Origin of the sequence: Lysobacter gummosus, assembly GCF_001442805.1 — a bacterium.
Classification (GTDB): Bacteria; Pseudomonadota; Gammaproteobacteria; order Xanthomonadales; family Xanthomonadaceae; genus Lysobacter; species Lysobacter gummosus.
Genome location: NZ_CP011131.1, coordinates 5947407 through 5968103, shown reverse-complemented (window position 1 = coordinate 5968103; position 20697 = coordinate 5947407). Strand labels below are relative to the sequence as shown.

The window sequence follows — 20697 nt, the reverse complement described above, 5'->3', positions numbered from 1 at the left end:
GGGTTTTTTATCACGTTGACGATGCGCGTCCGCGAGCGGCATCACAGATCGCGTGGCGCGACCGCATGCGTACAGCCGCGGTTGGATGAATGCGGCGCTCGCGCGCGCAGCCGTCGGTCGATGCCGCGACGGCGCGTATGCGGATTCAATTCTTACCTTCGCGATCGCGCGCAAGGCTGGGCCAGAACGCCGCGGCGCCCACGGCGGCGAGGCCTAGCCCGATCAGGAACACGATGCGCGCCGGCTTCACCGCGATTGCGGGCCGCGCTCGGTCCCGGCGCCTTTATCCGCGACCGACGACTTCGCCGCGATCGGCACGTACAAGGCGCTGGGCCGCTGCGTGTCGTGATACAGCGTCACCGCGACCTTGCGCGCGTCCTTGCCGGATTCCTCCGCGACCACGCCGCCGCTGTTGTAGTTCTTCTGCATGGTCATACTGTTGAGCGGCGCGATCACCAGGCGCAGGCGGCTGCCCTGGCTCAGGCGCCGGGCGGTGAAGTTGAAACGGTCGAAGTCGTAGCGTTCCACCGCGCCCGGCACGACCGGCACCGGCTCGCGCAGGTTGGCGCGATAGCGCGCGCGTTTGAATTCCTGAGTCAGGAACACGGTGCTGCCGTCGGACTTGACCTCATAGATCTTCGCCGCGAAATCGGTGTCGGGCTGGTCGATTGCGATATACGCCGATAGTTTGAAGAAGCCGGCGATGTCGGTGTCGCGTTCCAGCGCCGGCGTGTGATAGACCAGTTGCTTGCCCGACGACAGCTGGGTGCCGCGCTGATCGAGGATGAAGGCATAGGTCGGCGAGAACACCTCCGGCCGGTCCTCGTACTGCAGCGCGCTGGTATCGAGCGGATCGTAGACGTAACGGTCCGGCGTGGCCGAGGCCGAGGGCGTGCTGCGCAGTCGCCCGGCTTCGAATACGTCGTTGGCGCGGCCGTCCTGCGAATCCAGGTACCAGGTCTGGGTGCTGGCGGTGACCGCCGGCAGCGACGGCGCGTAGCGCCAGGCCTCTTCGCCGACCATGTAGAAGGCGACCTTGTCTTTCAGGAACTCGGGCCTCTTGCCTTGCTTGAGCGTCCAGTCGTACCACGCGGTGTGCAGCGCGCCCATGTCGAGCACCGAGGCCGGCGCGAACTTCAACCCGCCCATTTCCGCCTGCGGATTGCCGGTGCCGGCGTGATCCCACGGGCCGATGATCAGGTAATGCGCGGCCTTGGCGCGATCGCCGGCATAGCGCATGTGTTCCTTGTAGTAGTTCATCGCGCCGGGCTGATCGTCGTCGTAATGACCGGTGATGCTCAGGATCGGCAGGGTCATCTTCGCGTACTGTTCGGGCGTCGGCCGATAGCTGTCCCAGTACGCGTCCTGGTGCGGATGCCCGATCCAGGTCTGGAAGGTCGGCGACGGATTGCCGATGTAGCCGTCGAGTTCCTTGTAAGGCGCGTGCGCCAGATACCAGCGCCGGTACTGCGCTGCCCAGAACGCGCCGTCGAAGAAGATCCGGTCCTGCGAAGCGTTGCCGCTGACGAAGGTCAGCCACTGCATGTTGTAGGTGTAGGGAATATTGTTGAGGATAGGGAAATCGATGCCCGGCCCGACCGAGGCCACCGGAATGATCGTGGCCAGGTGCGGCGGCAATTCCTTCGCCGCGGCCCACTGGCTGTAGCCCAGGTACGAGCCGCCGCTCATCGCGACCTTGCCGTTGCATTCGGTCTGCTTCGCCAGCCATTCGGCCACGTCGTGACCGTCCCTGGCTTCCTGCAGCAGCGGGGTGAACTCGCCTTCCGAGTTGCCGCGGCCGCGCACGTCCACCGCGTAATAGGTGTAGCCGTGGCTGGCGAAGTACATCGCGCGTTCGTGATTGCGCTGCGCCATGTACGGCGTCATCGCGAAAATGCATGGCGTGGCGGACTTCAGGCCTTGCGGGCGATAGCGCGTCGCGCTGAGGTTCACGCCATCGCGCAGCGCAATGCGCACGTTCCACTGGAAGGCGACCTCGTCCGGCGCGGGTTTGCCTTCTTCCGCGGCGGCGGGCTCGGCCAGACACAGTGCGCTCAGCAGTGCGATGGCGATGAGGCGTGTTTGCATGAGTCGTCTCCGGTCGTGGGGCAATCCTTGGCGCGGGGCCACCGGCTGTCGAGTGACGGGTGTCATATCCGGGCGCGAATGCGTATCGCGGTACATGGCATCGGCGCATGCAAGGCCGGCGCCGCCTGGCTGGGAGGCCCAATCTTTCCCGTCGCCGCCGGCTGGAACGCGGAAGTGACGGCATTCGCGCGACGCCTCGCCGCGCCGATCCAGATCAGCGTTGAGCGATGAGTTCGCGGAACCTGCGACGTTTTACGCGACTTCCTGCCGCCGCATCGCCCGATCCACGAAGAAACCGATGACCGCGCCGAGCGCGATGGGCACCAGCGCGTAGATCGGCATGAACACCAGCGCGACCGCCGCCTGGGCATCGGCGGCCAGATCCAGCGAGTAGTGCGCGAAGGCGAGGAAGCCGAAGCCCAACAGCGCCGGAGCCCATAGCGACGATGGCCGCTTGTAGAGGAAGCTCGCCGCGATGATCGCGCCCCAGGCGATGGCGTTGAAGGCGCCGAGAAATAGCCAGGCCCCGATGCTTTCGTCCGTGTACTGCCCAAGCCACTGCAGGCCGCGCGGCAGGCGCGCCGCGTACGGCAGCAGTATTCCCACGAGCATCACGATCAGTCGTGCCTTGCGCATCGTCATAACGGCCGCCGGTGAGGAACACCTAGAGGGATGGCACGGATTCTTGACAGGTCGCGGCATATCGTCAATGGACAACTACGGCGCATCACTGGCATTGCGGGCAGAAAACCGCCACTTCGGATGGGAGACGCGCAATTCAAAAAAACGAAGCCGCCCGAATAAGTCGGGCGGCTTCGTCCGCGAGCGTTGCCGTTACATGATGCAGCCGGCGTAGGCCTTCGACCTGGTCGTCACGATGCCCCAACCCGGATCGCCGCATCCGGCTGGCTGGCGTATGCCGACCACCGTGCCGGCCGCGTCGTAGTAAACCACCGAGCAGTAACAGCCCGCGGCGTTGGCCGTCGTGCCGGCACCGGCGGAAATCGCCAACAAGGTTCCCAGTACGATCAACTTGATGTTGTGCATCGTCATCCTCTCCTTGACTGTCTTGCGATTCATTCCCCAATCCGGGCTTGGCCCGGCTTGAGGCGCTCACAACGAGGATCTGTCGGGGTTCTTGCGTCCGCGATGGAGCGGCCGGAGACAAGAATCGCCTTACAGACGTGGCGGTGCTTCGACGTGTCCAGGAAAACGTATCCACGCGTCCGGTCCCGCGGACAGCGTTGCTTGGGTTGGCTCGGGCGTTACTGTGCAGCGGTCCCGCGGATTGCCCGCGCGATGTGGGGCTGGTTGGATAAGGCTCTCGCGAGCAATGCGCTGCATGCAAACGCAGCGCAGAATAAGACATGCGCGTCCTGGCACGATTTCAGGCTCACACGAATTCATAGTCGCATCAAGGGATTTGACGGACAGATACTTTGACCGCGATCAAGAAACCACCTAAACAGGCGGCTGCGATGGGTGGCGCGAACGCGCCGGGTCCGGACGCGTCGGCGATGCCGGCGGTCGGCCATCTCCCGGATCCGGGCCGATCGCTGGAGAACGCCGGCGGGAACCGCCCGCGCGACGCCGGTATCGACTGCACCAAGCCGTACAAGCTGAGGCGATTCACCAATGAATAAAACGATTCTTACATTCGCAACCGTGCTGATCGCAGTGGCGGCGGCCGGTGGCGTGCAAGCCGGCGAGCGCACGCGACAGACCGGCCAGCCGCCAGAAGCCATGCCGTCGCCGAACCGCGACGATTTGTTGGCGGCGCAGTTGAAGCGCGATGAGCAGATGATCGAAATGGCGGACAAAGCGATCGACGCCTTCGGCAAGCTGCAGACGCCGCCGGCCGGCGATCTGGTCTGGCTCGATGCGGACAAATCGACCTTCGCCGTGCGCGAGGGCGCGTCCTTCGCGCTGTGCCGGTATCCGGCGGTGACGGCGCTGTCCGACCACAACAGCGGCGGCAACCGGGTGCTGCTTTCCTCGACGGCGCCATCGCTCGTGCCCAAAGGCGAGCAGAGCTATCGCAAAGCCGTCCCCAACTACGAGCGCGCCTCGTTCGGCGACTGCGAAATCGTGGTCACGTCCGCTCCATTGCGCGATCAGGCGTGGTTGGTATTCGCGGTGGCGCCGGGAGCCGCGGTGGTGCGGCCATAAGCACAACGCAACCGCCGCGGTGCGACAATATGCGGGTTGCCTGATGCCGCGCAGGGGCCGACACGAGGCGTGCCGGCCCGCGGGTTCTGCCAGCCATACATCGAAAGGATTCCAGTTTGAACGATCAATATCGGCGCTGCGCACGGATCGCAGCACTCTGGTTGGGGCTCATGGGCGGCATCGGCGCGTCGCAGGCGCAGTTCGGCGCGACCGGCAGCAGCGAGCTGCCGCTGTCCCTGCTGTGGGGTCCCTGGATCATTCTCCTGCTTGTGTTGCCGGTAGCGGCGTGGCTGCGTCCCGCCTGGCGGCCGCGGCTTTGCAAGGCGGTGCGCCGTGGCGTGCTGGCTTATCTGTTCATCGAATTCGTTCCGCTTCTGGTCTGCCTGCTGATAAAGGGCATATTCGGCGTCGGAGAAGAAGCGGGCCTGATGTCCTGGGCGCTGACGATGATGGGAGTGATCTTTTCCGGGCTGGTGCTGCTCACCTTCATTTCGGTGGCGCTGGTGCTGGATGGGGTGGTTTCCCTGTTTCGCAGAACGCCCTCGGTGAACCAGGGTTGATGCGCCATGAGGCTCCCCATCAAAACCACCATCGTCGTCAATGGCGAGCAATGGGACTTCGAACGCGACATCCACACTGCGGCGCTTATAGACGGTACGGTCATCGTGACGTTTTTCCCGCGCGAGGGACTGCCTTCCATCGTTGCCCTGGACATGGATAGACGAACGCTTTGGCGCGATATCGATCTGCCGCATTTTCCGAGGCAGGAAGACCATCTGACCATGTACAGCATCTCGGGCGAGGAGCCGCTGAGCTTCTACATCTCGGAAGGCTATCTGCTCGAGGTAGAGGCGAAGACCGGGGAACTGTTGGACATGCGATTCGTCAAATGAGGTCTTGAGTTAATCCCGGCCGAAACGCCACGAGGCGGCCGCGATAGTTCAAGCGCCTCCTCCAACGCGCAGGTGCTTGTTATCCTGCCGGCCTGCCATGGATTGGACTCGCCTTGTCGCCTCGACTCACTCACGCACGGACCCGCCGCGGCCGCATCGCCCGGCTTCGCGTCGCCGTCCCCGAGGATGAGGGGCGCTATTGCCTGGACTGGATCGACGAGACCGCCGCGGCCGAAGATCCGCCTCGCCCGTTGTACGGCCGCGTGCAGGTGCGAGGGCAGGACGTGGCCGGAGAACCGGCGCGCAGCCTGGCCGCGTTGGAGGCGATGATCGCGCTGGCCGCGCCTGTGACCCTGGGTCTGATCGCGACCCATGACGACGACGACTGGGTTCATTGGGTCGTCGCGGATGGCGGCACGCTGGCCATGATGCCGCCTCAACGTTCGCATTCGATCGATCAAGCCCTGGAGGGTTGCCAGCGCTGGCTGCCGGCGTTCCTTATCGCCTGCGCCGTCGCGGTGGCTTCGCTCTGGCTGATGATCGGAGAGCTCTCCGGGTTCATCGTTTTCTGGATCGTGCTGCTGGTCATCTCGATCGTGGCGACCGTGATGACCGGGACCGTGCTGTATGAGCATGTCGCGACATTGCTCGAAAACTACCGCGCCGGCGACGCAATCCTGGCCTCGGAAGCCGGCTTGCGCCGAGCCCGCGCGCAGGCGAGCGAGCGTCCCGCGCCATCCGAGCCCGCATACGAGCCCGACGATCCGGACGAGGACGAGCGCGAGGACATCGACCCGTTCCCGGTTCGCCGTGCGCTGCCCGGTCGCGGCCGCAAACGCGGAGCACGTCGTGGACGCTAAGCCGCTCGAGTTGATGCAATTGCAAGGCGTGCTGGAAGGCCTTGAGGTGATGAAGACCGAAACCAGTGCCGGCCAGCGCCTGGGCTTCAATGCCTACCGCTTCTCGTTCGGCGAACGCAGCTTGGTGTTCTACAGCTTGCGCGGCATCGGCAGCACCGCGCCGTTCCTCGCCGCCGGCGACCGCGTCGAAGTGATTGCCCATTGGTACGGGAACATGCCGCGCGAGGAAGGGCTGGTCTATGCGCTGCGCAATCTCGAAGACGGCCGCGTCTACCTCGCCCACGGGATCTTTCGCATCCGTTTCTCCGACCGCGCCATGACCACCTTCACCGCACGCTGGCTGCGGGACATGGTGCAAGTGCTGGGGATGCTGGCGCTGACGACGACGTTGCTGCTCGGCGTCATCAGCCTGTTCGTCGGAGCGGATTGGAGTCCAATGCTGATCTGCGCGGGCGTTTGTGCAATCGGCATTGCGATGGTTGTGCTGTCGTATGCGATCGGCCGTGCGCTGTGGCGGTTGGGGTGGACTACTCAACGCCAGCGCTTGGCTCAACGCGTGTATGCGGCGTTTGGACTGGGGTCGCCGTTGGCTTCGCGCTTGCCAGCGCGGGTTTACGAGGTTTGAGCTCGTTTGCTGTTTGCGTTGTGGCAGTGCCAGGTATCTCTTTCGATCGCCGGAGTGTTCGCGCGAAACGAATTTCTGCTGCAGACCGGGCTCCGACGCATCAATGAGTGGATCGGTGAAGAGGTTGTGTGGTTCGTGCCTTACGATTCTGCGATTGGCGCCAGATGAAATAAGGGCCGCAGATACGGCTCTTATGGAATACAAACTACGGACGCTGCTAATACGGTAAAGCGATGCCTCGATCCCCGCAAACTCGCTCGAAGTGTGCCAGCGCATCAGAGAGTTGCTCTTTCAGGTCTTCAATTTCAATTGCTAACTCCGCGAGATCCATCGCGCTGAGCAGTTGTCCCATTTGCACTGCTTGCTTTTGCAGTATGTGCAGTGTATCGCCTTGCACAACGACGCCGGGAAATTTTCTTTCCGGCAGCTGTACGACTGCATAGTTAATCGGCGGGCTCAAGAGATCGGCTTGCATGACCAGATTTTCCTTATTTCTTCTGCTCATTGAAACTATCCATGGCGTTATCTGAGCAAAAAACGCCCTGCTGTCGGGGCTTTCTATCACTCATAATCTTGCGAACAAGGGCCCTTTCGGGGCCCTTGTTCATTCGGCTGTGACTATCAAAAGGACCTGAGCGGGCCATCGAAACTGGATGGAAAACTGGCAGCCTATGATGGCCTATAGTAAGGCGGAATCCCGCAAGGGCCAGAATGTACTAACTCACGTGGATAGCCAGCTCTCCGCATGATGCAGCGATCGCGGTCCTAGTAGCGGCGCCATCTGCTTCCACTGATTCTCGCTTTGCACGGCCCGAGCCACCATTGCTTCAATAAGGCCTGTTGCCACGGCAGTCGCTAATTTTTCGTCGCCGTTTTCCATGGCCTGTTCAATCAAAGCAAAAATGTGAAGATTGGAATCAGCTCCGCCATCAGTGAATTCTTCCGCAATGCGGTCACCAAGGGCGGCAAACAATGTTGTGACAGGCGGATCTTCTGGCAGCCAGTCATCGACAACTTCTTGGTAGATTGCTTGTACGCCGTCAGATGTCGCGACTAACAAACTTAGAAAATGTCCGCATTCCATGACTATCGTCCCTCAAGGGCATTGTTCATATCTCTAATCACGTTTTCGGCTGCAGCTCTATCACCAGGCCGAGAAGCGGGATTATTTGAGAGCCATCGCTCAAGCGCCCGGACACTGTCCGCGGCTTTTTGAGAGTGGAAAGCCCCACCTACAGGTTGACCAGTCGCAAACTCTTGTCGAACTGCAGCCGCCGTACTCCCACTTCCGATGGTGGCATTTGGTCTATAAAGCGGGTTAATAAGTCTGGCCAAAGAGGGGTCGAAGACGGCAGGTTTACCCATGGCCGCGCGAAGCGTGTCTTTGTAGGCCTCATGAGTCGTCCGGTTTGCTGCACCTGGCTCTTGTTCACGGCGAGCGATCTCACGATTGAGTTGATCATTTGTGCGGCTGTTTCTTACCGGGCAACTACTAGGCCATAGCGATTGGAATGCAGCCCGGGTGTTGAACTGAATTTGATTGAGCGTATTGATGTCATGCCGGGTAAAGCTTTGCCCTCTGGGTCCCACCGTTTGATACTGGAAGCTTGGATTAAGCGACTGAATCTGATTGATCGTCGCGGTGGCCTGGGTGTTGATTGGATCGAATCGTGCGGTGTAGCCACCATTGCCGTTGCCTCGCACCCGAACGCCACGTAGACCGCTCGGATCAGACGTGCTGGCAGGGTCGAGGCTGGCGTAACCGTATGTCGAGATTCCGCCATCCAGCCCAGTCGGATCGCTTTGGATGTATCGTCCGCTTGCCGGATCATAATCGCGGAAATAGTTGTAGCTCAAGCCGGTGTTCGGATCATGCCGCTGCCCCGGGAACCGCATGTTGAACACGAATGCGGTGCCGTCCTGATCCGGATCCTGATTTGGCGGACTGTTGCCGAACACCTCGCTTTTTGCATCCCACGTCCAGATAGCGACGTTCCGCGCAGGATCGATAACAGAACGCGGCGTACCCAGGTGATCGGGCTGCACATACTTCAGTGACGTGGTCGCGCCCGCACCGACCAACAGGCCCACCGGCGCATCGCCCATCCAGACAGCCTGTTGAACGGCCGTGCCGTTGCTGTCGTAGTCGCCGACCCAATGCCCGGCTTCGTCGTAAAGCGTATAGGTCGTGACCGATCCGGTATCACCGGTAATCGCAGCGACCCGCTCGCCCCTGGCGTTGTAGCGATAGCCCATCTTCACCACGCCGCCCTGCTTGACCTGCTTCATCCGGTCGTTGGCGTTGTAGACGAACTCTTTCGCGGCGCCGCCGATGCTTATGGTATTGCCGACCGCGTCGTAGCCGCGGCTGACCGCACCAACGCCGCTCAGGCGATGATTGGTGGTCGGATAGTTATACGTATCGGTGATCCCACCGTGCAGCAGGCTGGTGCGGTTGCCGGTGGCGTCGTAGCCATAGGTCTCCAGCGCAGTGCCGGTCGGGCCGTCGCGGGTGATCTTCAAGCGGCCGAGGGTGTCGTAGTCGTACTTGGCCTGGGACGCACTCTGCAGGCCGTCCTTCAGCTCGGTCAGTTCGCCGACGGTGTTATAGCCATAGCCCAGCGACAGGCCGCCGCTGGCGGGGTCGAAAATCGTCTTCGGGCGATAGTCGAGGTCGTAGCCGCGGCTGAGCGTGCGGCCGTTGCCGTAGGTCCAACCGGCCACCGGGCCGAACGGTTCGTAGGCGGCATTGTTCAACAACACCGTGCGCGCAATGCCGGGGGGCTTTACGCCGATTTCCTTGATCCGTGCCTGGGTATCGCGCAGGTAGTCCACCACGACGCCATCGGGATAGGTCACGGTCCTCAGGTCGCCCGCGACAGTGTACGCGTAGCGCAGGGTGAAGCTCTTGGCGTTCACCGTCTGCACTTTACGAACCACTTGTCCGAAGCGGTCGTAGCAGTACTTCAGCTCGGTGCCTTCCGCGCGCATGGCGGTGACACGGCCCAGGGCGAAGTTCTCGCCCGCCGCACAGACGCTGTTGACGATGTCATAGTCGTACTCGACATCGGCCGGACCGGCGGCGGTGTAGAAGACCGCCTTCGGACGGTTCAAGGCATCGTAGGTGTAGCGATGCGCTGCGGCGTCGTTGGCGTCCTTCTTGGTCGCCGGCAGGCCGGCGGGGTTGTAGGTGTAGTCGGTGACGCCCGTGTCCGGGCTGGTCAGCTTCGTCTGGTCGCCAAAGCCGTTGTAGGCGTAGACGGTGTCGAGCAGCTTGGGATCGGTGACCTTGGTGACCTGATTGAATACGTTGTACTCGAGCTTGGTCTGCACCTTCAAACCGTCGACGTCCTGCAGGGTTGCGCTCAGGCGATTGAGCGAATCGTAGGACTGATCGGTTTTACGAAGCAGCGCGTCGGTGACTCGATCGGCGTTGCCGTTCTTGTCGTAGCGGAAGCCCGTGGGATTCTGCGAGGCGTCCTTGAGCGTCTCCAACTGACCCAGGATGTTGAAGACGCGTGAGAGCGCCTGCTTGAGCGTGCCGCTGGCGGTCTTGGTGTCTTCCTGCTTGCGGTTGCCGGCCAAGTCCAGGGTGTAGTGGATCGTATTGCCGGCATTATCGATGACGTCGGTCAACCGCTGAGCCGCATCGTAGGTGTAACGCGTATACACGCTACCGGGCAGCGTCACTTTCTTGACCAGACCGGTGGGTTCGTACTCGATACGGGTGATGCGATCGTCGGTTTCCACTGCGTTGTCGGCGCCACGGACCTTGGTGGCGGTCAGCCAGCCGCGTGATTGATACTCGTAGTCGGTGACCACACCGTTGGGATCGAGCACCGACAGCGGACGGCCCTGCGGGTCGTAACCCAGCACTTCAGTGGTACGGCCGAGCGCGTCGATGGTCTTGCGCAGGTCGCCCTTGCGGTAGGTGCACAATGCGGGCTGAGTGGCGCAGGTGCTGTCGTCGCTGCTGAAGTACTCGAAGCGCACTACATCGTTGACATCGCTGCGCGGGCCGTCAACCGACTTGGGCAAGCCGAGGATCGGGCAGACGCTGTTGCTGGCGGCAACGTCCGCGGCTTCGCAGTACGCGTAAGTCGCCGCCCGGGTTTCGTTGCTGACGGTGTCGCGCACCGTGACCGTGACCGGTTGCAGGCGCGTATTGCGAACGATGCGGGTTTCACGGTTGCCTATCGCCGACAAGATCGGACGATTGCTGGCGATGTCGAAACGCTGAGTGCTTACGCGCTGCAGCGGCGTATTGAAGGCCTCGGTCGCCGTCACGGTGCGTGCGAGCGTGCCGGTCACCGGGTCGTTGGCTTCGGCGTAGGCGTACTTGGTCTCGACGTTCTTACGATCGATCAAGCTGGCCGGGCGGCCGCGGAAATCCGCTGCCTCATCGTTATAGATGTGCTTGACGGTGCCGTTTTCGTCCACGACGTCGCCGATGCGACGCGGCAATGCGCCGGCGCCACTGGTCAGGCCGTAGGTGGTCTGCTGACCCAGTGAATCGGTCACCACGGTTCCGCCTTCGGGCCGGTAACTCAGGGTGATGCCATCGGCGCCGCCGTCGTGCTGGCTGGAGATCACACGGCCTTTGGCGTCATAGGCGGACGTGTTGTAGCGCTTATTGTCCTCGACGGTGATGCCGGTCAGATGACGCGGGAAACGGCTGTCCTCGTAGTGATACTTGCGCTGGCCGCCGCCGGGGAAGGTTACGGTATCGACCTGACGAAGCGGGGTGTAGGTATAGCTGGCCAGCGTCGCGCCTTCGGCCGTGATCGAGGTGATCAAGGCGTCGCCGGAGTCGTCCGCGTACACGAATTGCAGCGAGCGGCCGGTCGAGTGAGTGACCTTGTCCAGGCGACCGGTCGGGTTATAGGTGTAGGCCAACGCGGTGCCGTCGCCGGCGCGCTCTTCGATCAGCCGACCGCTGCCATCGAAGACCAGCACGTCACTGTCGCGATGCAGCAGCCATTGCGTCCCGGAAGCAACCACCCGGTCGCCGCTGTTATCGGCGGCGACATAGGCATCGCCGACCTTCGGGTAGCGCACCTGATAGCCATTGCCACCGCTCAAGCCGAGCGTGTCCGCAGCGATGCTCAGGCGCAAGTCCAGCGAGTGAGTCCAGCCGGGGCCGAAGCCACCGGAGCGGACAGCGATACCGGAGTGATAGCTGCGCGTGAGCTCGATCCAGCCCAGGTCGAAATCAGTCTGATATTCGACCTTCTCGCCGGTCTTGACGTTGCAAGGGTTGCCGCGCTCACCGCCGCATTCAAGAATCTTGTTGGTGATGAGCGTTGCGGTAAAAGCTTCGTTTACACAGGCCTGGCGGTCGTTGCTCCACGTGGTCCACATGCTCGGGCATTGCTGCCTTCGGCTGCGCTGAGCGATCGATGGCTCGGTCTTCTTCGTGCATGGGAACTCTGGCGTATTCAAGCCATCGTAATAGTCGGCATTGAACGTCTTTTCTTCGACAAGCCCCTCAGACCCTGGCGAAGTGGCTGCCCAGTTCCCCGCGGGACTAAGCGTTGCCTTGATCGGGCATCGCGTGTAGGTGCTGTCATATTGCGCCTTCAAGGACGCGACCATCTGCGCTTCGGTGGTGAAGGTCGCGGGATTGGTTACGTGGCGGTACTTCCAGTCGGGATCTAACGGCGCTGCCAGTCCCAGCCAGTAGACGACTTCGGACGTACCGTCGCCTCGCGGTCCCTGTCCCTTGATCTTATCCATCTCCAGAAATGGACTGGGAGGCCCGGGAAATGGGCCCGGCAGCGCCTTGATGGCTGTCTCTGCCTCCAACTGCGTGTTGTGTTCGGTAGGCGGCGGGTTGGTGAACGCCGTGGCTACCCATTTGATCTGGCTCTCTTGGGCGACCGCACCGGCGCTGCATGCCAGCAGACCCAGGCAAGCGGCGCGTCGGAGCCAATTGGGTATTCGTCGCGTACCGATGGGATCAGGTCTAGGCGTCATGTTACGAATCCTTGTGAACATGTTTAATTCCCTAAGTCGGAAAGGGGGAGTTTTCCGCAATACTCAACACGCACGGTGAGGCGCCCGGGGCGGGAGCGCGCCGGGCATCGGTGAAAGACGAACAGAACGAGCGATCGCCGGGATCGCTATAGAAAAGTCGCGGGCTTCAAGCGCGTCCGCGCGTTGCGAGAACGGCGATACAACCGTCGTCGGCAAATCCATTTGCACGTGCTCCATGTCGGCTCGACCATCGTGATGGCCTGGGGTCGCTCCTGATGCGACACCTCCGGCTCAGCGACCGCCGGGTTTTCGCCGCGAGTATCGCATCGCGGTACTACGCGTCAATGCGAATAATTCGAGGATGTGATCAAAGCCAGCTTGTGACAGGAAGCAAAGATGCCTTCGTTCAGGTGGCACGTGTGTGCACCCAATATCGAAGGCATCCAAGCGCTCGGCTAAATCGCCGGAACCTCGTTGGACGCATCCACGATCGCCGCGACCGCATAACCATTGCGCGTAATCGCTTCGACCGTCTGCGCCACCGTCAGCCAGTTCTCGACGCGCACGATCTGCGCGTCGTGTTCGGCGTCTCGCTCGAAATTGATCCGGCTGCCAAGATCGGCACGAAGCACCGCTTCGGTGATCCGGCGCCGGGCCTCCGCGTCCATCGCGCCCTGCAGTCGCAGCCTCATGGCACCGCCGCCCGCTTGAACGCGGCCACGTCCGCGGCTTCGGTGTTGTCCGCCTCGCGCCACCACGGCGTCGTCGCCTGCGGGGAATGCAGATCGACGCGTTCGCCCATGCGCGGCGTGATCAGGGCGACGCTGCGTTCGGCCGCGAGCGCGGACACGCGTTCGAACGGTTCGGTCCACGGATGCATCGCCAGGTCGAAGGTGCCGTTGTGGATCGGCAGCAGCCAGCGGCCGCGAAGATCGATATGCGCCTGCACGGTCTGCTCCGGTTGCATGTGCACGTGCGGCCAGTTCGCGTCGTAGGCGCCGGTCTCCAGCATCGTCACATCGAACGGCCCGAAGCGGCGTCCGATCTGCGCGAAGCCGTCGAAGTAGCCGGTGTCGCCGCTGAAGAACAGTCGCAGCGACGGCCCGGTTCGCGGTTCATCGACGATGGTCCACGACGCCCACAGCGTCTTGTCGCTGTCGAACAGGCCGCGGCCGGAAAAGTGCTGCGCCGGGGTCGCGACGAAGCGCACGCCGTCGATGGTGGCGCCTTCCCACCAATCGAACTGCCGCACCTTGTCCGCGTCGACGCCCCAGGCGATCAGCCGGTCGCCCACGCCCAGCGGGGTGAGAAACACTTCGGCCGTCTTCGCCAGTTGCAGCACGGTATCGTAGTCGAGGTGATCGAAGTGATCGTGCGACAGGATCACGCCGCGCAACCGCGGCAGGTCGGCGAGCGCGATCGGCGGCGCGTGGAAACGCTTGGGCCCGATCCATTGCACCGGCGAGGCGCGTTCGGCGAACACCGGGTCGGTGATCCACCAACCGCCGCGCAGCTTGATCAGCATCGTCGAGTGCCCCAGGCGGAACAGGCTGTGGTCCGGCGCCTGCGCCAGTTGCTCCGGGGTGAGCGCCAGCACCGGCGGCGCGGCGGCCGGAACGGTGTCGGCCGGCTTGTTCCACAGCGCGTCGCCGATGATCCGCAGCATCTTCAAGAACCCGGCGGCCGGGCGCGGATTGGGGTTGCGGAAGCGTCCGTCCGTGAACTGCGGCGAGGCGGCGTACCCGGCGACGGGCAGGTGGGGCTTGGCGGCGGAAAACAGGCAGGCAGTCACGATCAGGGCTCCGGTTAGCAGGCTGATTCGGCGCAGGCGGGAGGCTCGAGGCATGGGCCGATCAGGCTGTCTGAATAATTACACTGCCCAGTGTAGTGTACTTTTTGAGAAAGTAAACCCATCGGTGTAACCTGTCGCCCATGACCGCTCCCGCCCCCCGCCTGACCGACCGCAAGCGCGCCGCCATCCTCGAGGCGGCCGTGGCCGAGTTTCGCCAGGCCGGCTACGACGCCACCAGCATGGACCGCGTCGCGGCCAGCGCCGGCGTCTCCAAGCGCACCGTCTACAACCACTTCCCGAGCAAGGACGCGTTGTTCGCGCAAATCCTCCAGCAGTTGCTGCAGCGCGCCGTGGCGTCGCCGGAGTTGGCCTACCGGCCGGACCGGCCGCTGCGGCCGCAGTTGCTCGAACTCGTGCAGCAAAAGCTGCGGTTGCTGCACGACGAGGATTTCATCGAGCTGGTGCGCGTGGCCATCGCCGCGATCATCCCTTCGCCCGAACGCGCGCAGGAAATGTTCGCGCGCATGGGCGACAAGGAAGAAGGCCTGACGGTGTGGATCCGCGCGGCGGCGGCGGACGGCCGCCTGAAGACGCAAGACCCGCGTTTCGCCTCGATGCTGCTGCAGGGCATGATCAAGGGCTTCGCGTTCTGGCCGCAGATCACGATGGGCCAGCCGGTGTTGACGGCGGCCCAGCGCGATCAGGTAGCGAACACCGCCACCGATATGTTTCTGGCGCACTTCGCGGCCGAGTAAGCGTGCCGGCCGCGCAAGCGGCATGAATCAGGCAAGGATCGCCCGGGCCCGCGCCGCCGGCACCGGATCAGTAATCCCAGATGATCGGCACCCAGCGAAACGCGTCGCCGTCGGCCGCCACCCGGCCGATCGACGGGAACGGCAGGTGCGCCGCTACCAGCAGGCCGCGGGTCTCCACCAGTTCCTGGAACAGACGGATACGAACGCGCGCCGATTCCTCCGGGTCGTGCTCGAAACCGTTATGCCAGTCGGGATGATCGAAGCCGACCGGGAACATGGCGTCGCCGGCGAACATCAGCCGTTCGCCGCCCGACACCAGATCGACCACGCTGTGTCCCGGGGTGTGGCCGCCGGTAAGGCGAACGACGACGCCCGGCGCGACTTCGTGCCGATCCTGGAAGATCCGCAGATTGTCGCGGTATTCGTTATAGAAACTGGTGGCGGTCGAGCGCAGCACGCCCGGCACCGGCTTGGGCATGACGGTGTGGGAGAAATCCGGCGAGGTCCAGAACTCGACTTCGGCCGCGGCCACGTGGATGCGCACGTCCGGACGCAGGCGCTGCTTCACGCCGTCGGCGAGCAGCCCGCCGACGTGATCCATGTGCATGTGAGTGATCACCACGTCGGTGACGGACTCCAGCGCGATGCCGGCCGCTTCCAGTCGCTGCGGGAATTGCCCGGCGCGCGGAAAGCCGGAGAACTGACTTCCCAGCCCAGCGTCGATGAGAATGGTTTGATCGCCGCTGCGCGCCACCATCACGTTCAACGGCCAGTCGAACGCGTCCGGCGGCATGAACATGTGATCCAGCCAGTTCGCCAGGTCGGCCGGATCGGCGTTGGTGGCCATCGTCGAGGTCGGCAGCGGCAGCACACCGTCGCTGACCACCAGCGCATCGATCTCGCCGATGCGCAGCGCGTAACGGGACGGAACCAGTTCGTCGGGCCGCTGGGTGCCGGGGTGCAAGGTGGTATCTACGGAAAACATAGCGAAATCTCCGAAACGGACGAGGGGATGCCGGGCCAGAACCGACCGCGCGGCCGGCAGCCGTTGCCGTTCGGCGCGCAAGGTGCCGGGCAGGGGCGCGGTGGAAGGCCGGATGCCATTTATAGGCAGGATGAGCGCGAGGCAGTAGGCCGCGAACGGGGCCCACGGTGATGCCTGATACGCACCAAACGCGTCGCGCGCCGCCGTCCATCATGCTTATCGCCATCGGCGCCGTTGCGGTCCCGGAAGCTTCCGCAGCGCCGGGTAGTTGACGATCGCAGGCTCGAACCGGACACCCAAGCCGGTGAATTACTGCGCGAGCGTAGACGTCTCGGCGCGCGCGCTCATCGCCTGGGCGTGTTCGAACGGCTCACGTTGACCATCGTCGATGAGCCCGCCTGTGTCGCCACGCAGAAGCCGAGGCAGCCAGGGAGTTTACGAATGGCCGGAACGAGACTTTAAGAGGCCGCATCCATTCGCGCCGCGACTTCGGCGTGGAGGCTGGCAGGGCGGCGGGCGCCTTTCGAGATGCGAACTATCGCCGACGTCCGAATCGAGCCGGGCATTGCCCGGCTGGCTTGTCGCTCGCTGACTCGGCGTTCGAAAAGGTTGCTTCGACATCGATCCGGACCTGCTGCTATCCGGCTCAGTCTTCCGAAATGCATCCTTCCGTCAGTTTGACGTACCAGTAGCCGGTATCCGGCTGCTGCTCCTCGATCAGGATCGTTTGCTCCTGGGTGGAACGTCCCCAGCTCAGATAGCACTTACGGCTGGCATCGTAAGACGCGGCCTCGTAGGCCTCATTGCGATCGTGCCCGATGCCTTCCCCGATGACCTCGTACCGATACTGATCGGCGAAGACGGCACCGCTGAAGGCGGCTGAGATCAGGAAGGCCGCGGCGGAAACCCAACGCTTATTCATGTTCATACATGCTCCTGTTCAAGTCATGTCCGCACATTGCCGAACGACAATGACGCTCGTGTTAAGCCGTTTGCCGATGACGGCCGATCCAGGCTCCGGCTCGCTGCCTGTCCGCAAACGATAGTACTGCGGCGCGCCGGCCGCATCGCCGCGATCGCGGCGTCGCTCCGGCGCGCGCAATGCCAACGCATGTACAAGATTCGATGCCGGTTGAGGACAATCCAAAGGCCGGAGTCCGCCGGAATAATGCGACGCGTCTCGCATATCGGAAGCGACATGACAGCCGCCACTATTGCGACCAGCGCGTGACATGGGACTACAGCGCAGGTTGCGGCATTGCCGCCACCGCGCTCGGGGAACGCACTCGACGATACGCCGGTCCGGCACGGACGCGGCGAGGGTGAGCGGACCGGCGTGCGCAAGAAGTGTCCGCATCCGCAGGGAGCGGGGCGTCTGTCTCCATCGTCTGTCACCATCCGGAATCCAAACGTGGCCATCACTCCGCGATATCCGTTCACCCGCACTGTTCTCGAAATGGCGCGTCGCGCGCTGCCGGCGCTGATCGTCGCCGCCACCGCCTTCGTCCCGGCCGCGCACGCGCAGACGCAAGCGCGCTATGCCGCCGAGGGACAGGCGCACACCGGCCTGCTCTGGCCGAGCGCACCGCCGGCGCAGGTCTGCGGCAATACCGCGCTGCTGACCGGCCCGGCGACGGCGCCCGCCGGCGCGGTGGTGGTTCCGGCCGGCGACAACAGCGGCTTCAACTTCAATCGTCCCGGCGCCACCTTCTGGTTCGAAACCGGCGTGCATACCTTTGGCGACGATCTCTACGGCCAGATCATCGCCCGCGACAACGCCACCTACGTCGGCGCGCCGGGCGCGGTGCTGGACGGCCGCAATCTCAATCTCTATGCCTTTACCGGCAGCGCCCAGCACGTCACCGTGCGCTATCTCACCATCGTCAACTTCGGCCGCGGCGCGGATAACAACAACGAAGGCGTGGTCAATCACGATGCCGGCGATCATTGGCTGATCGAGTACAACACGATCCAGAACAACGACGGCGCCGGCGTCTTCCTCGGCAGCGACAATGTGGTGCGGTACAACTGCCTCAAGGACAACGGCCAGTATGGCTTCAGCATGTTCAAGCCGCCGGTCGAGGGCGATTCGGCGATCAAGAACATCGTTCTGGACCATAACGAAATCGCCGGCAACAACACCGACGACTGGGAAACGCGGGAACCGGGCTGCGGCTGCACCGGCGGCGGCAAGTTCTGGGACGTGCGCGGCGCGCGCGTGACCAACAACTGGGTCCACGACAACAAGAGCGTGGGCTTGTGGGCCGATACCAACAACATGGACTTCCTGTTCGAAGGCAATTACATCGCCGACAACGAAGACGAAGGCATCTGGTACGAAATCAGCTACAACGCCACCATCCGCGGCAACACCTTCCTGCGCAACGCCTGGCGCAAGGGCGCGAGCAACGGCGGCTCGCCGGCGCCGGCGGTCTACCTGTCCGAATCCGGCGGCGACGATCGCCTGCCCAGCGCGGTCTCGGGCGCGGCACTGATTCGCATCAACGACAACTACTTCGAAGACAATTTCTCCGGCGTGTCGATCTACGAGAACGCCAACCGCTTCTGCAACTCCAACGGCAACACCAGCAAGAGCTATTGCACGCCCTTCGTCAGCCCGAACCAGATCCAGGGGCCGTACGATTACGAATACACCCATCCGATCAGCGCGACTCACCCGTGCTACACCCAGGTCGGGCAGGAACCGTTCTTCACCGATTGCCGCTGGCACTCGCGCAACATCGAAGTCAGTTCCAACGAGTTCTACTTCAATCCGGCCGTGGTGCCGTGCGGAACCTCCGGGTACTGCGGCGCGCAAGCGCTGATAGCCACCGGCGCGGACAATCTGCCGTGGTCGCCGTACACGGTCGGCGCCGTCCAGGACCAGGTGATGTTCGGCGCCAACAACCGCTTCGCGAACAATCACTACTACGGCCCGTGGAAGTTCGCCACGCGCTGGGGCGACCGCATCAGTTTTTCCGCCTGGAAAGCCGCGCCCTACAACCAGGATGTCGGCAGCACCACCGATCAGGTGACCAATCCGGAGCAGCCGAATCCGCCCGGCAATGTGATGGATGCCGACACCTCGTTGCTGGAAGCTTCGATCGGCAACTGGAGCGCCTGGTACAACGCCGAGGTCGCCCGCGTCGCCGAGCAGGCGCACGGCGGCGCTTACAGCCTGCGGGTGAATGTCGTCGAATCCAATTGGGGCGTGGAAGTCGCCAACTATCCCGGCTACAGCACCGGCGCCGGCGCCAAGCACTTCAGCGCCTGGATCAAGGCCGGCGCGGGCGCGCCGAGCAACGTGCGCGCGGTGATCGAATGGCGCAACGGCGACGGTTCGATCCTCGGCAGCGACACCGTTGCGCTGGCCGTGCCGGCGCAGGCCGAGGGTTGGCAGAAGATCGCATCGACCCTGACCGCGCCGGCGGCCACGGCCAACGCTCGCATTCTGCTGCTCGGTAGCGGCACCGGCGGCGCGTCGTTCTATCTCGACGATGTGTTGTTGGAGAATCCGCAGAACTGAGGCGGTACCTTCGCGGTATCCCTCCCTCGCTTGAGGGAGGGATACCCTTCAAAGGTCAGCGAAGGCTGACGCGGTTGCGCGCCGGCCCGTCGCGGCGGCTGGCTGCGTGGCGGCCAGCGCTCGCAGGCCGCGCTTGCATGGCGCCCACTAACGCCGAGCCGCGTCGGCCACGAGCGCCGCGACTTCGTCCAGCCACTGCGCCCGCAACTGCGCGCTGCTCCCCGACACCGGGCCGTACATGCGCCGGATCACGCTGTCCACGCCGCACAGACCGAACACGCAGCGCGTCCAGATCGCCTCGAGCGGATCGCCGAAGGCCGCCGCCTCGCGGTCGGCCGGCGTGTTGGAGGTATTGAACACCAGCGCGTGCCGCGCTTTCAGCAAGCCCACCGGCACGCCCTCATACGACACGCCGGGCGGATAGCCATAGGCCGTATCCAGGCGGAACACCCGATCGATCCAGCCCTTGAGAATCGCCGGCGGCTGGCCCCACCAGTTCGGATGGAAGATCGCGATCAGATCGGCTTGCGCAAGCTGCGCGCAATGCTGTTCGACCAAAGGATCGGTCGAAGCGACATTGCCGCTTTCGCCCGTGGGCTGCACCGGGTTGAAACCCTCGGCGTAGAGGTCGTGGAACGCGACCCGATACCCATGCCCGGTCATTGCGTCCTGCGCGGCCTGCGCCATCGCGTGGCTCAGGCTCGTGGGACTGGGGTTGGCGACGATGATGGACGCGAGCATGCGGACGTGACCTCGAAGCTGGCCATTAAACACAACGGCGACGATGCGGTTTTTCGAACCTCGCCGCTACGGCGCAACCCGATGATCGGCCAGCGGCAATGCTAGCCGACGCGCGCATCATTTTGCCATGACGATCATCATCAGCTTGTATTGCGCCGGCCCGGCGTTGGCGCAGCGGCGATCGCCCGCCTGGCGGCCGGCAGAGCGAGCCGCTTCTATCGCAGCGGCGGGGCGCGCGACTGATTAGCAGGGAGAAAAGCCGGCAGGCGGCTTCGGCTCGAACGGGC

At 63.6% G+C, this 20697-nt stretch carries 19 protein-coding genes; 8 read left to right on the top strand and 11 right to left on the bottom strand.

The window, feature by feature from the left end:
• Positions 1-246: 246 nt before the first annotated feature.
• The 3 genes from LG3211_RS24205 to LG3211_RS24195 all read right to left on the bottom strand — a co-directional run bounded on the left by LG3211_RS24205 (position 247) and on the right by LG3211_RS24195 (position 3168).
• Positions 247-2088 (bottom strand): CocE/NonD family hydrolase, encoded by a 1842-nt coding sequence (locus tag LG3211_RS24205; RefSeq protein WP_057945088.1) that lies wholly within the window; start codon positions 2086-2088, stop codon positions 247-249.
• A gap of 252 nt (positions 2089-2340) precedes the next feature.
• Complete coding sequence (locus LG3211_RS24200; protein ID WP_057945087.1) at positions 2341-2730, bottom strand: hypothetical protein; 390 nt, start codon at positions 2728-2730, stop codon at positions 2341-2343.
• A 192-nt stretch (positions 2731-2922) separates the two neighbouring features.
• The gene (locus tag LG3211_RS24195) at positions 2923-3168 is read right to left on the bottom strand and encodes a DUF6289 family protein (RefSeq protein WP_148649146.1); all 246 of its coding nucleotides are present in this window, start codon (positions 3166-3168) and stop codon (positions 2923-2925) included.
• Positions 3169-3527: 359 nt separating this feature from the next.
• Here LG3211_RS24195 and LG3211_RS26165 point away from each other — a divergent pair, with 359 nt between their 5' ends.
• From LG3211_RS26165 to LG3211_RS24170, 6 genes are all read left to right on the top strand, one after another.
• A complete protein-coding gene (locus tag LG3211_RS26165; RefSeq protein WP_148649145.1) occupies positions 3528-3731 on the top strand; it encodes a hypothetical protein in 204 nt (67 codons plus the stop codon).
• The gene (locus LG3211_RS24190) at positions 3724-4257 is read left to right on the top strand and encodes an SDR family oxidoreductase (protein ID WP_148649144.1); all 534 of its coding nucleotides are present in this window, start codon (positions 3724-3726) and stop codon (positions 4255-4257) included. Before LG3211_RS26165 ends, LG3211_RS24190 begins: the two co-directional genes overlap by 8 nt.
• Before the next feature lie 116 nt (positions 4258-4373).
• Positions 4374-4817 carry a hypothetical protein gene (locus LG3211_RS24185; RefSeq protein WP_148649143.1) on the top strand — a complete coding sequence of 148 codons (444 nt, stop codon included), beginning with the start codon at positions 4374-4376 and terminating at the stop codon, positions 4815-4817.
• Between the two features lie 6 nt (positions 4818-4823).
• A complete protein-coding gene (locus tag LG3211_RS24180) occupies positions 4824-5150 on the top strand; it encodes a hypothetical protein (protein ID WP_057945083.1) in 327 nt (108 codons plus the stop codon).
• A 113-nt stretch (positions 5151-5263) separates the two neighbouring features.
• Positions 5264-6010 carry a hypothetical protein gene (locus LG3211_RS24175; protein ID WP_148649142.1) on the top strand — a complete coding sequence of 249 codons (747 nt, stop codon included), beginning with the start codon at positions 5264-5266 and terminating at the stop codon, positions 6008-6010.
• A complete protein-coding gene (locus LG3211_RS24170) occupies positions 6000-6635 on the top strand; it encodes a hypothetical protein (RefSeq protein WP_148649141.1) in 636 nt (211 codons plus the stop codon). Before LG3211_RS24175 ends, LG3211_RS24170 begins: the two co-directional genes overlap by 11 nt.
• Positions 6636-6852: 217 nt before the next feature.
• Here the strand turns inward: LG3211_RS24170 and LG3211_RS26160 are convergent, their stop codons facing one another.
• From LG3211_RS26160 to LG3211_RS24155, 5 genes are all read right to left on the bottom strand, one after another.
• Positions 6853-7140 (bottom strand): DUF6959 family protein, encoded by a 288-nt coding sequence (locus tag LG3211_RS26160; protein ID WP_148649140.1) that lies wholly within the window; start codon positions 7138-7140, stop codon positions 6853-6855.
• Between the two features lie 216 nt (positions 7141-7356).
• The gene (locus LG3211_RS26155; RefSeq protein WP_148649139.1) at positions 7357-7719 is read right to left on the bottom strand and encodes a DUF7674 family protein; all 363 of its coding nucleotides are present in this window, start codon (positions 7717-7719) and stop codon (positions 7357-7359) included.
• Positions 7720-7721: 2 nt separating this feature from the next.
• Entirely contained in the window at positions 7722-12611 is a 4890-nt protein-coding gene (locus LG3211_RS24165) for an RHS repeat-associated core domain-containing protein (RefSeq protein ID WP_187313100.1), read from the bottom strand.
• Between the two features lie 455 nt (positions 12612-13066).
• Entirely contained in the window at positions 13067-13279 is a 213-nt protein-coding gene (locus LG3211_RS24160; protein WP_148649138.1) for a hypothetical protein, read from the bottom strand.
• A gap of 20 nt (positions 13280-13299) precedes the next feature.
• On the bottom strand, positions 13300-14457 hold the full coding sequence (locus LG3211_RS24155; RefSeq protein ID WP_083512815.1) for an MBL fold metallo-hydrolase: 1158 nt from the start codon (positions 14455-14457) through the stop codon (positions 13300-13302).
• An 86-nt stretch (positions 14458-14543) separates the two neighbouring features.
• On the opposite strand from LG3211_RS24155, the gene LG3211_RS24150 reads away from it, so the two are divergent.
• Complete coding sequence (locus LG3211_RS24150; RefSeq protein ID WP_057945078.1) at positions 14544-15158, top strand: TetR/AcrR family transcriptional regulator; 615 nt, start codon at positions 14544-14546, stop codon at positions 15156-15158.
• A 67-nt stretch (positions 15159-15225) separates the two neighbouring features.
• Here the strand turns inward: LG3211_RS24150 and LG3211_RS24145 are convergent, their stop codons facing one another.
• Both LG3211_RS24145 and LG3211_RS24140 read right to left on the bottom strand, forming a co-directional pair.
• A complete protein-coding gene (locus LG3211_RS24145; protein ID WP_057945077.1) occupies positions 15226-16143 on the bottom strand; it encodes an MBL fold metallo-hydrolase in 918 nt (305 codons plus the stop codon).
• A gap of 646 nt (positions 16144-16789) precedes the next feature.
• Complete coding sequence (locus LG3211_RS24140) at positions 16790-17065, bottom strand: hypothetical protein (RefSeq protein WP_148649137.1); 276 nt, start codon at positions 17063-17065, stop codon at positions 16790-16792.
• A 489-nt stretch (positions 17066-17554) separates the two neighbouring features.
• On the opposite strand from LG3211_RS24140, the gene LG3211_RS24135 reads away from it, so the two are divergent.
• A complete protein-coding gene (locus tag LG3211_RS24135) occupies positions 17555-19669 on the top strand; it encodes a right-handed parallel beta-helix repeat-containing protein (protein WP_148649136.1) in 2115 nt (704 codons plus the stop codon).
• A 147-nt stretch (positions 19670-19816) separates the two neighbouring features.
• Here LG3211_RS24135 and LG3211_RS24130 read toward each other — a convergent pair whose 3' ends face one another.
• Complete coding sequence (locus LG3211_RS24130; RefSeq protein ID WP_057945074.1) at positions 19817-20410, bottom strand: NAD(P)H-dependent oxidoreductase; 594 nt, start codon at positions 20408-20410, stop codon at positions 19817-19819.
• Positions 20411-20697: the final 287 nt, after the last annotated feature.

What these genes read in the sequence shown, in the direction of transcription:
- LG3211_RS24205 (WP_057945088.1), bottom strand. Translation starts at nt 2,088, where the DNA reads ATGCAAACACGCCTCATCGCCATCGCACTGCTGAGCGCACTGTGTCTG.
- LG3211_RS24200 (WP_057945087.1), bottom strand. Translation starts at nt 2,730, where the DNA reads ATGACGATGCGCAAGGCACGACTGATCGTGATGCTCGTGGGAATACTG.
- LG3211_RS24195 (WP_148649146.1), bottom strand. Translation starts at nt 3,168, where the DNA reads ATGAATCGCAAGACAGTCAAGGAGAGGATGACGATGCACAACATCAAG.
- LG3211_RS24190 (WP_148649144.1), top strand. Translation starts at nt 3,724, where the DNA reads ATGAATAAAACGATTCTTACATTCGCAACCGTGCTGATCGCAGTGGCG.
- LG3211_RS24180 (WP_057945083.1), top strand. Translation starts at nt 4,824, where the DNA reads ATGAGGCTCCCCATCAAAACCACCATCGTCGTCAATGGCGAGCAATGG.
- LG3211_RS26160 (WP_148649140.1), bottom strand. Translation starts at nt 7,140, where the DNA reads ATGAGCAGAAGAAATAAGGAAAATCTGGTCATGCAAGCCGATCTCTTG.
- LG3211_RS26155 (WP_148649139.1), bottom strand. Translation starts at nt 7,719, where the DNA reads ATGGAATGCGGACATTTTCTAAGTTTGTTAGTCGCGACATCTGACGGC.
- LG3211_RS24165 (WP_187313100.1), bottom strand. Translation starts at nt 12,611, where the DNA reads ATGACGCCTAGACCTGATCCCATCGGTACGCGACGAATACCCAATTGG.
- LG3211_RS24160 (WP_148649138.1), bottom strand. Translation starts at nt 13,279, where the DNA reads ATGGACGCGGAGGCCCGGCGCCGGATCACCGAAGCGGTGCTTCGTGCC.
- LG3211_RS24155 (WP_083512815.1), bottom strand. Translation starts at nt 14,457, where the DNA reads ATGCCTCGAGCCTCCCGCCTGCGCCGAATCAGCCTGCTAACCGGAGCC.
- LG3211_RS24150 (WP_057945078.1), top strand. Translation starts at nt 14,544, where the DNA reads ATGACCGCTCCCGCCCCCCGCCTGACCGACCGCAAGCGCGCCGCCATC.
- LG3211_RS24145 (WP_057945077.1), bottom strand. Translation starts at nt 16,143, where the DNA reads ATGTTTTCCGTAGATACCACCTTGCACCCCGGCACCCAGCGGCCCGAC.
- LG3211_RS24140 (WP_148649137.1), bottom strand. Translation starts at nt 17,065, where the DNA reads ATGAATAAGCGTTGGGTTTCCGCCGCGGCCTTCCTGATCTCAGCCGCC.
- LG3211_RS24130 (WP_057945074.1), bottom strand. Translation starts at nt 20,410, where the DNA reads ATGCTCGCGTCCATCATCGTCGCCAACCCCAGTCCCACGAGCCTGAGC.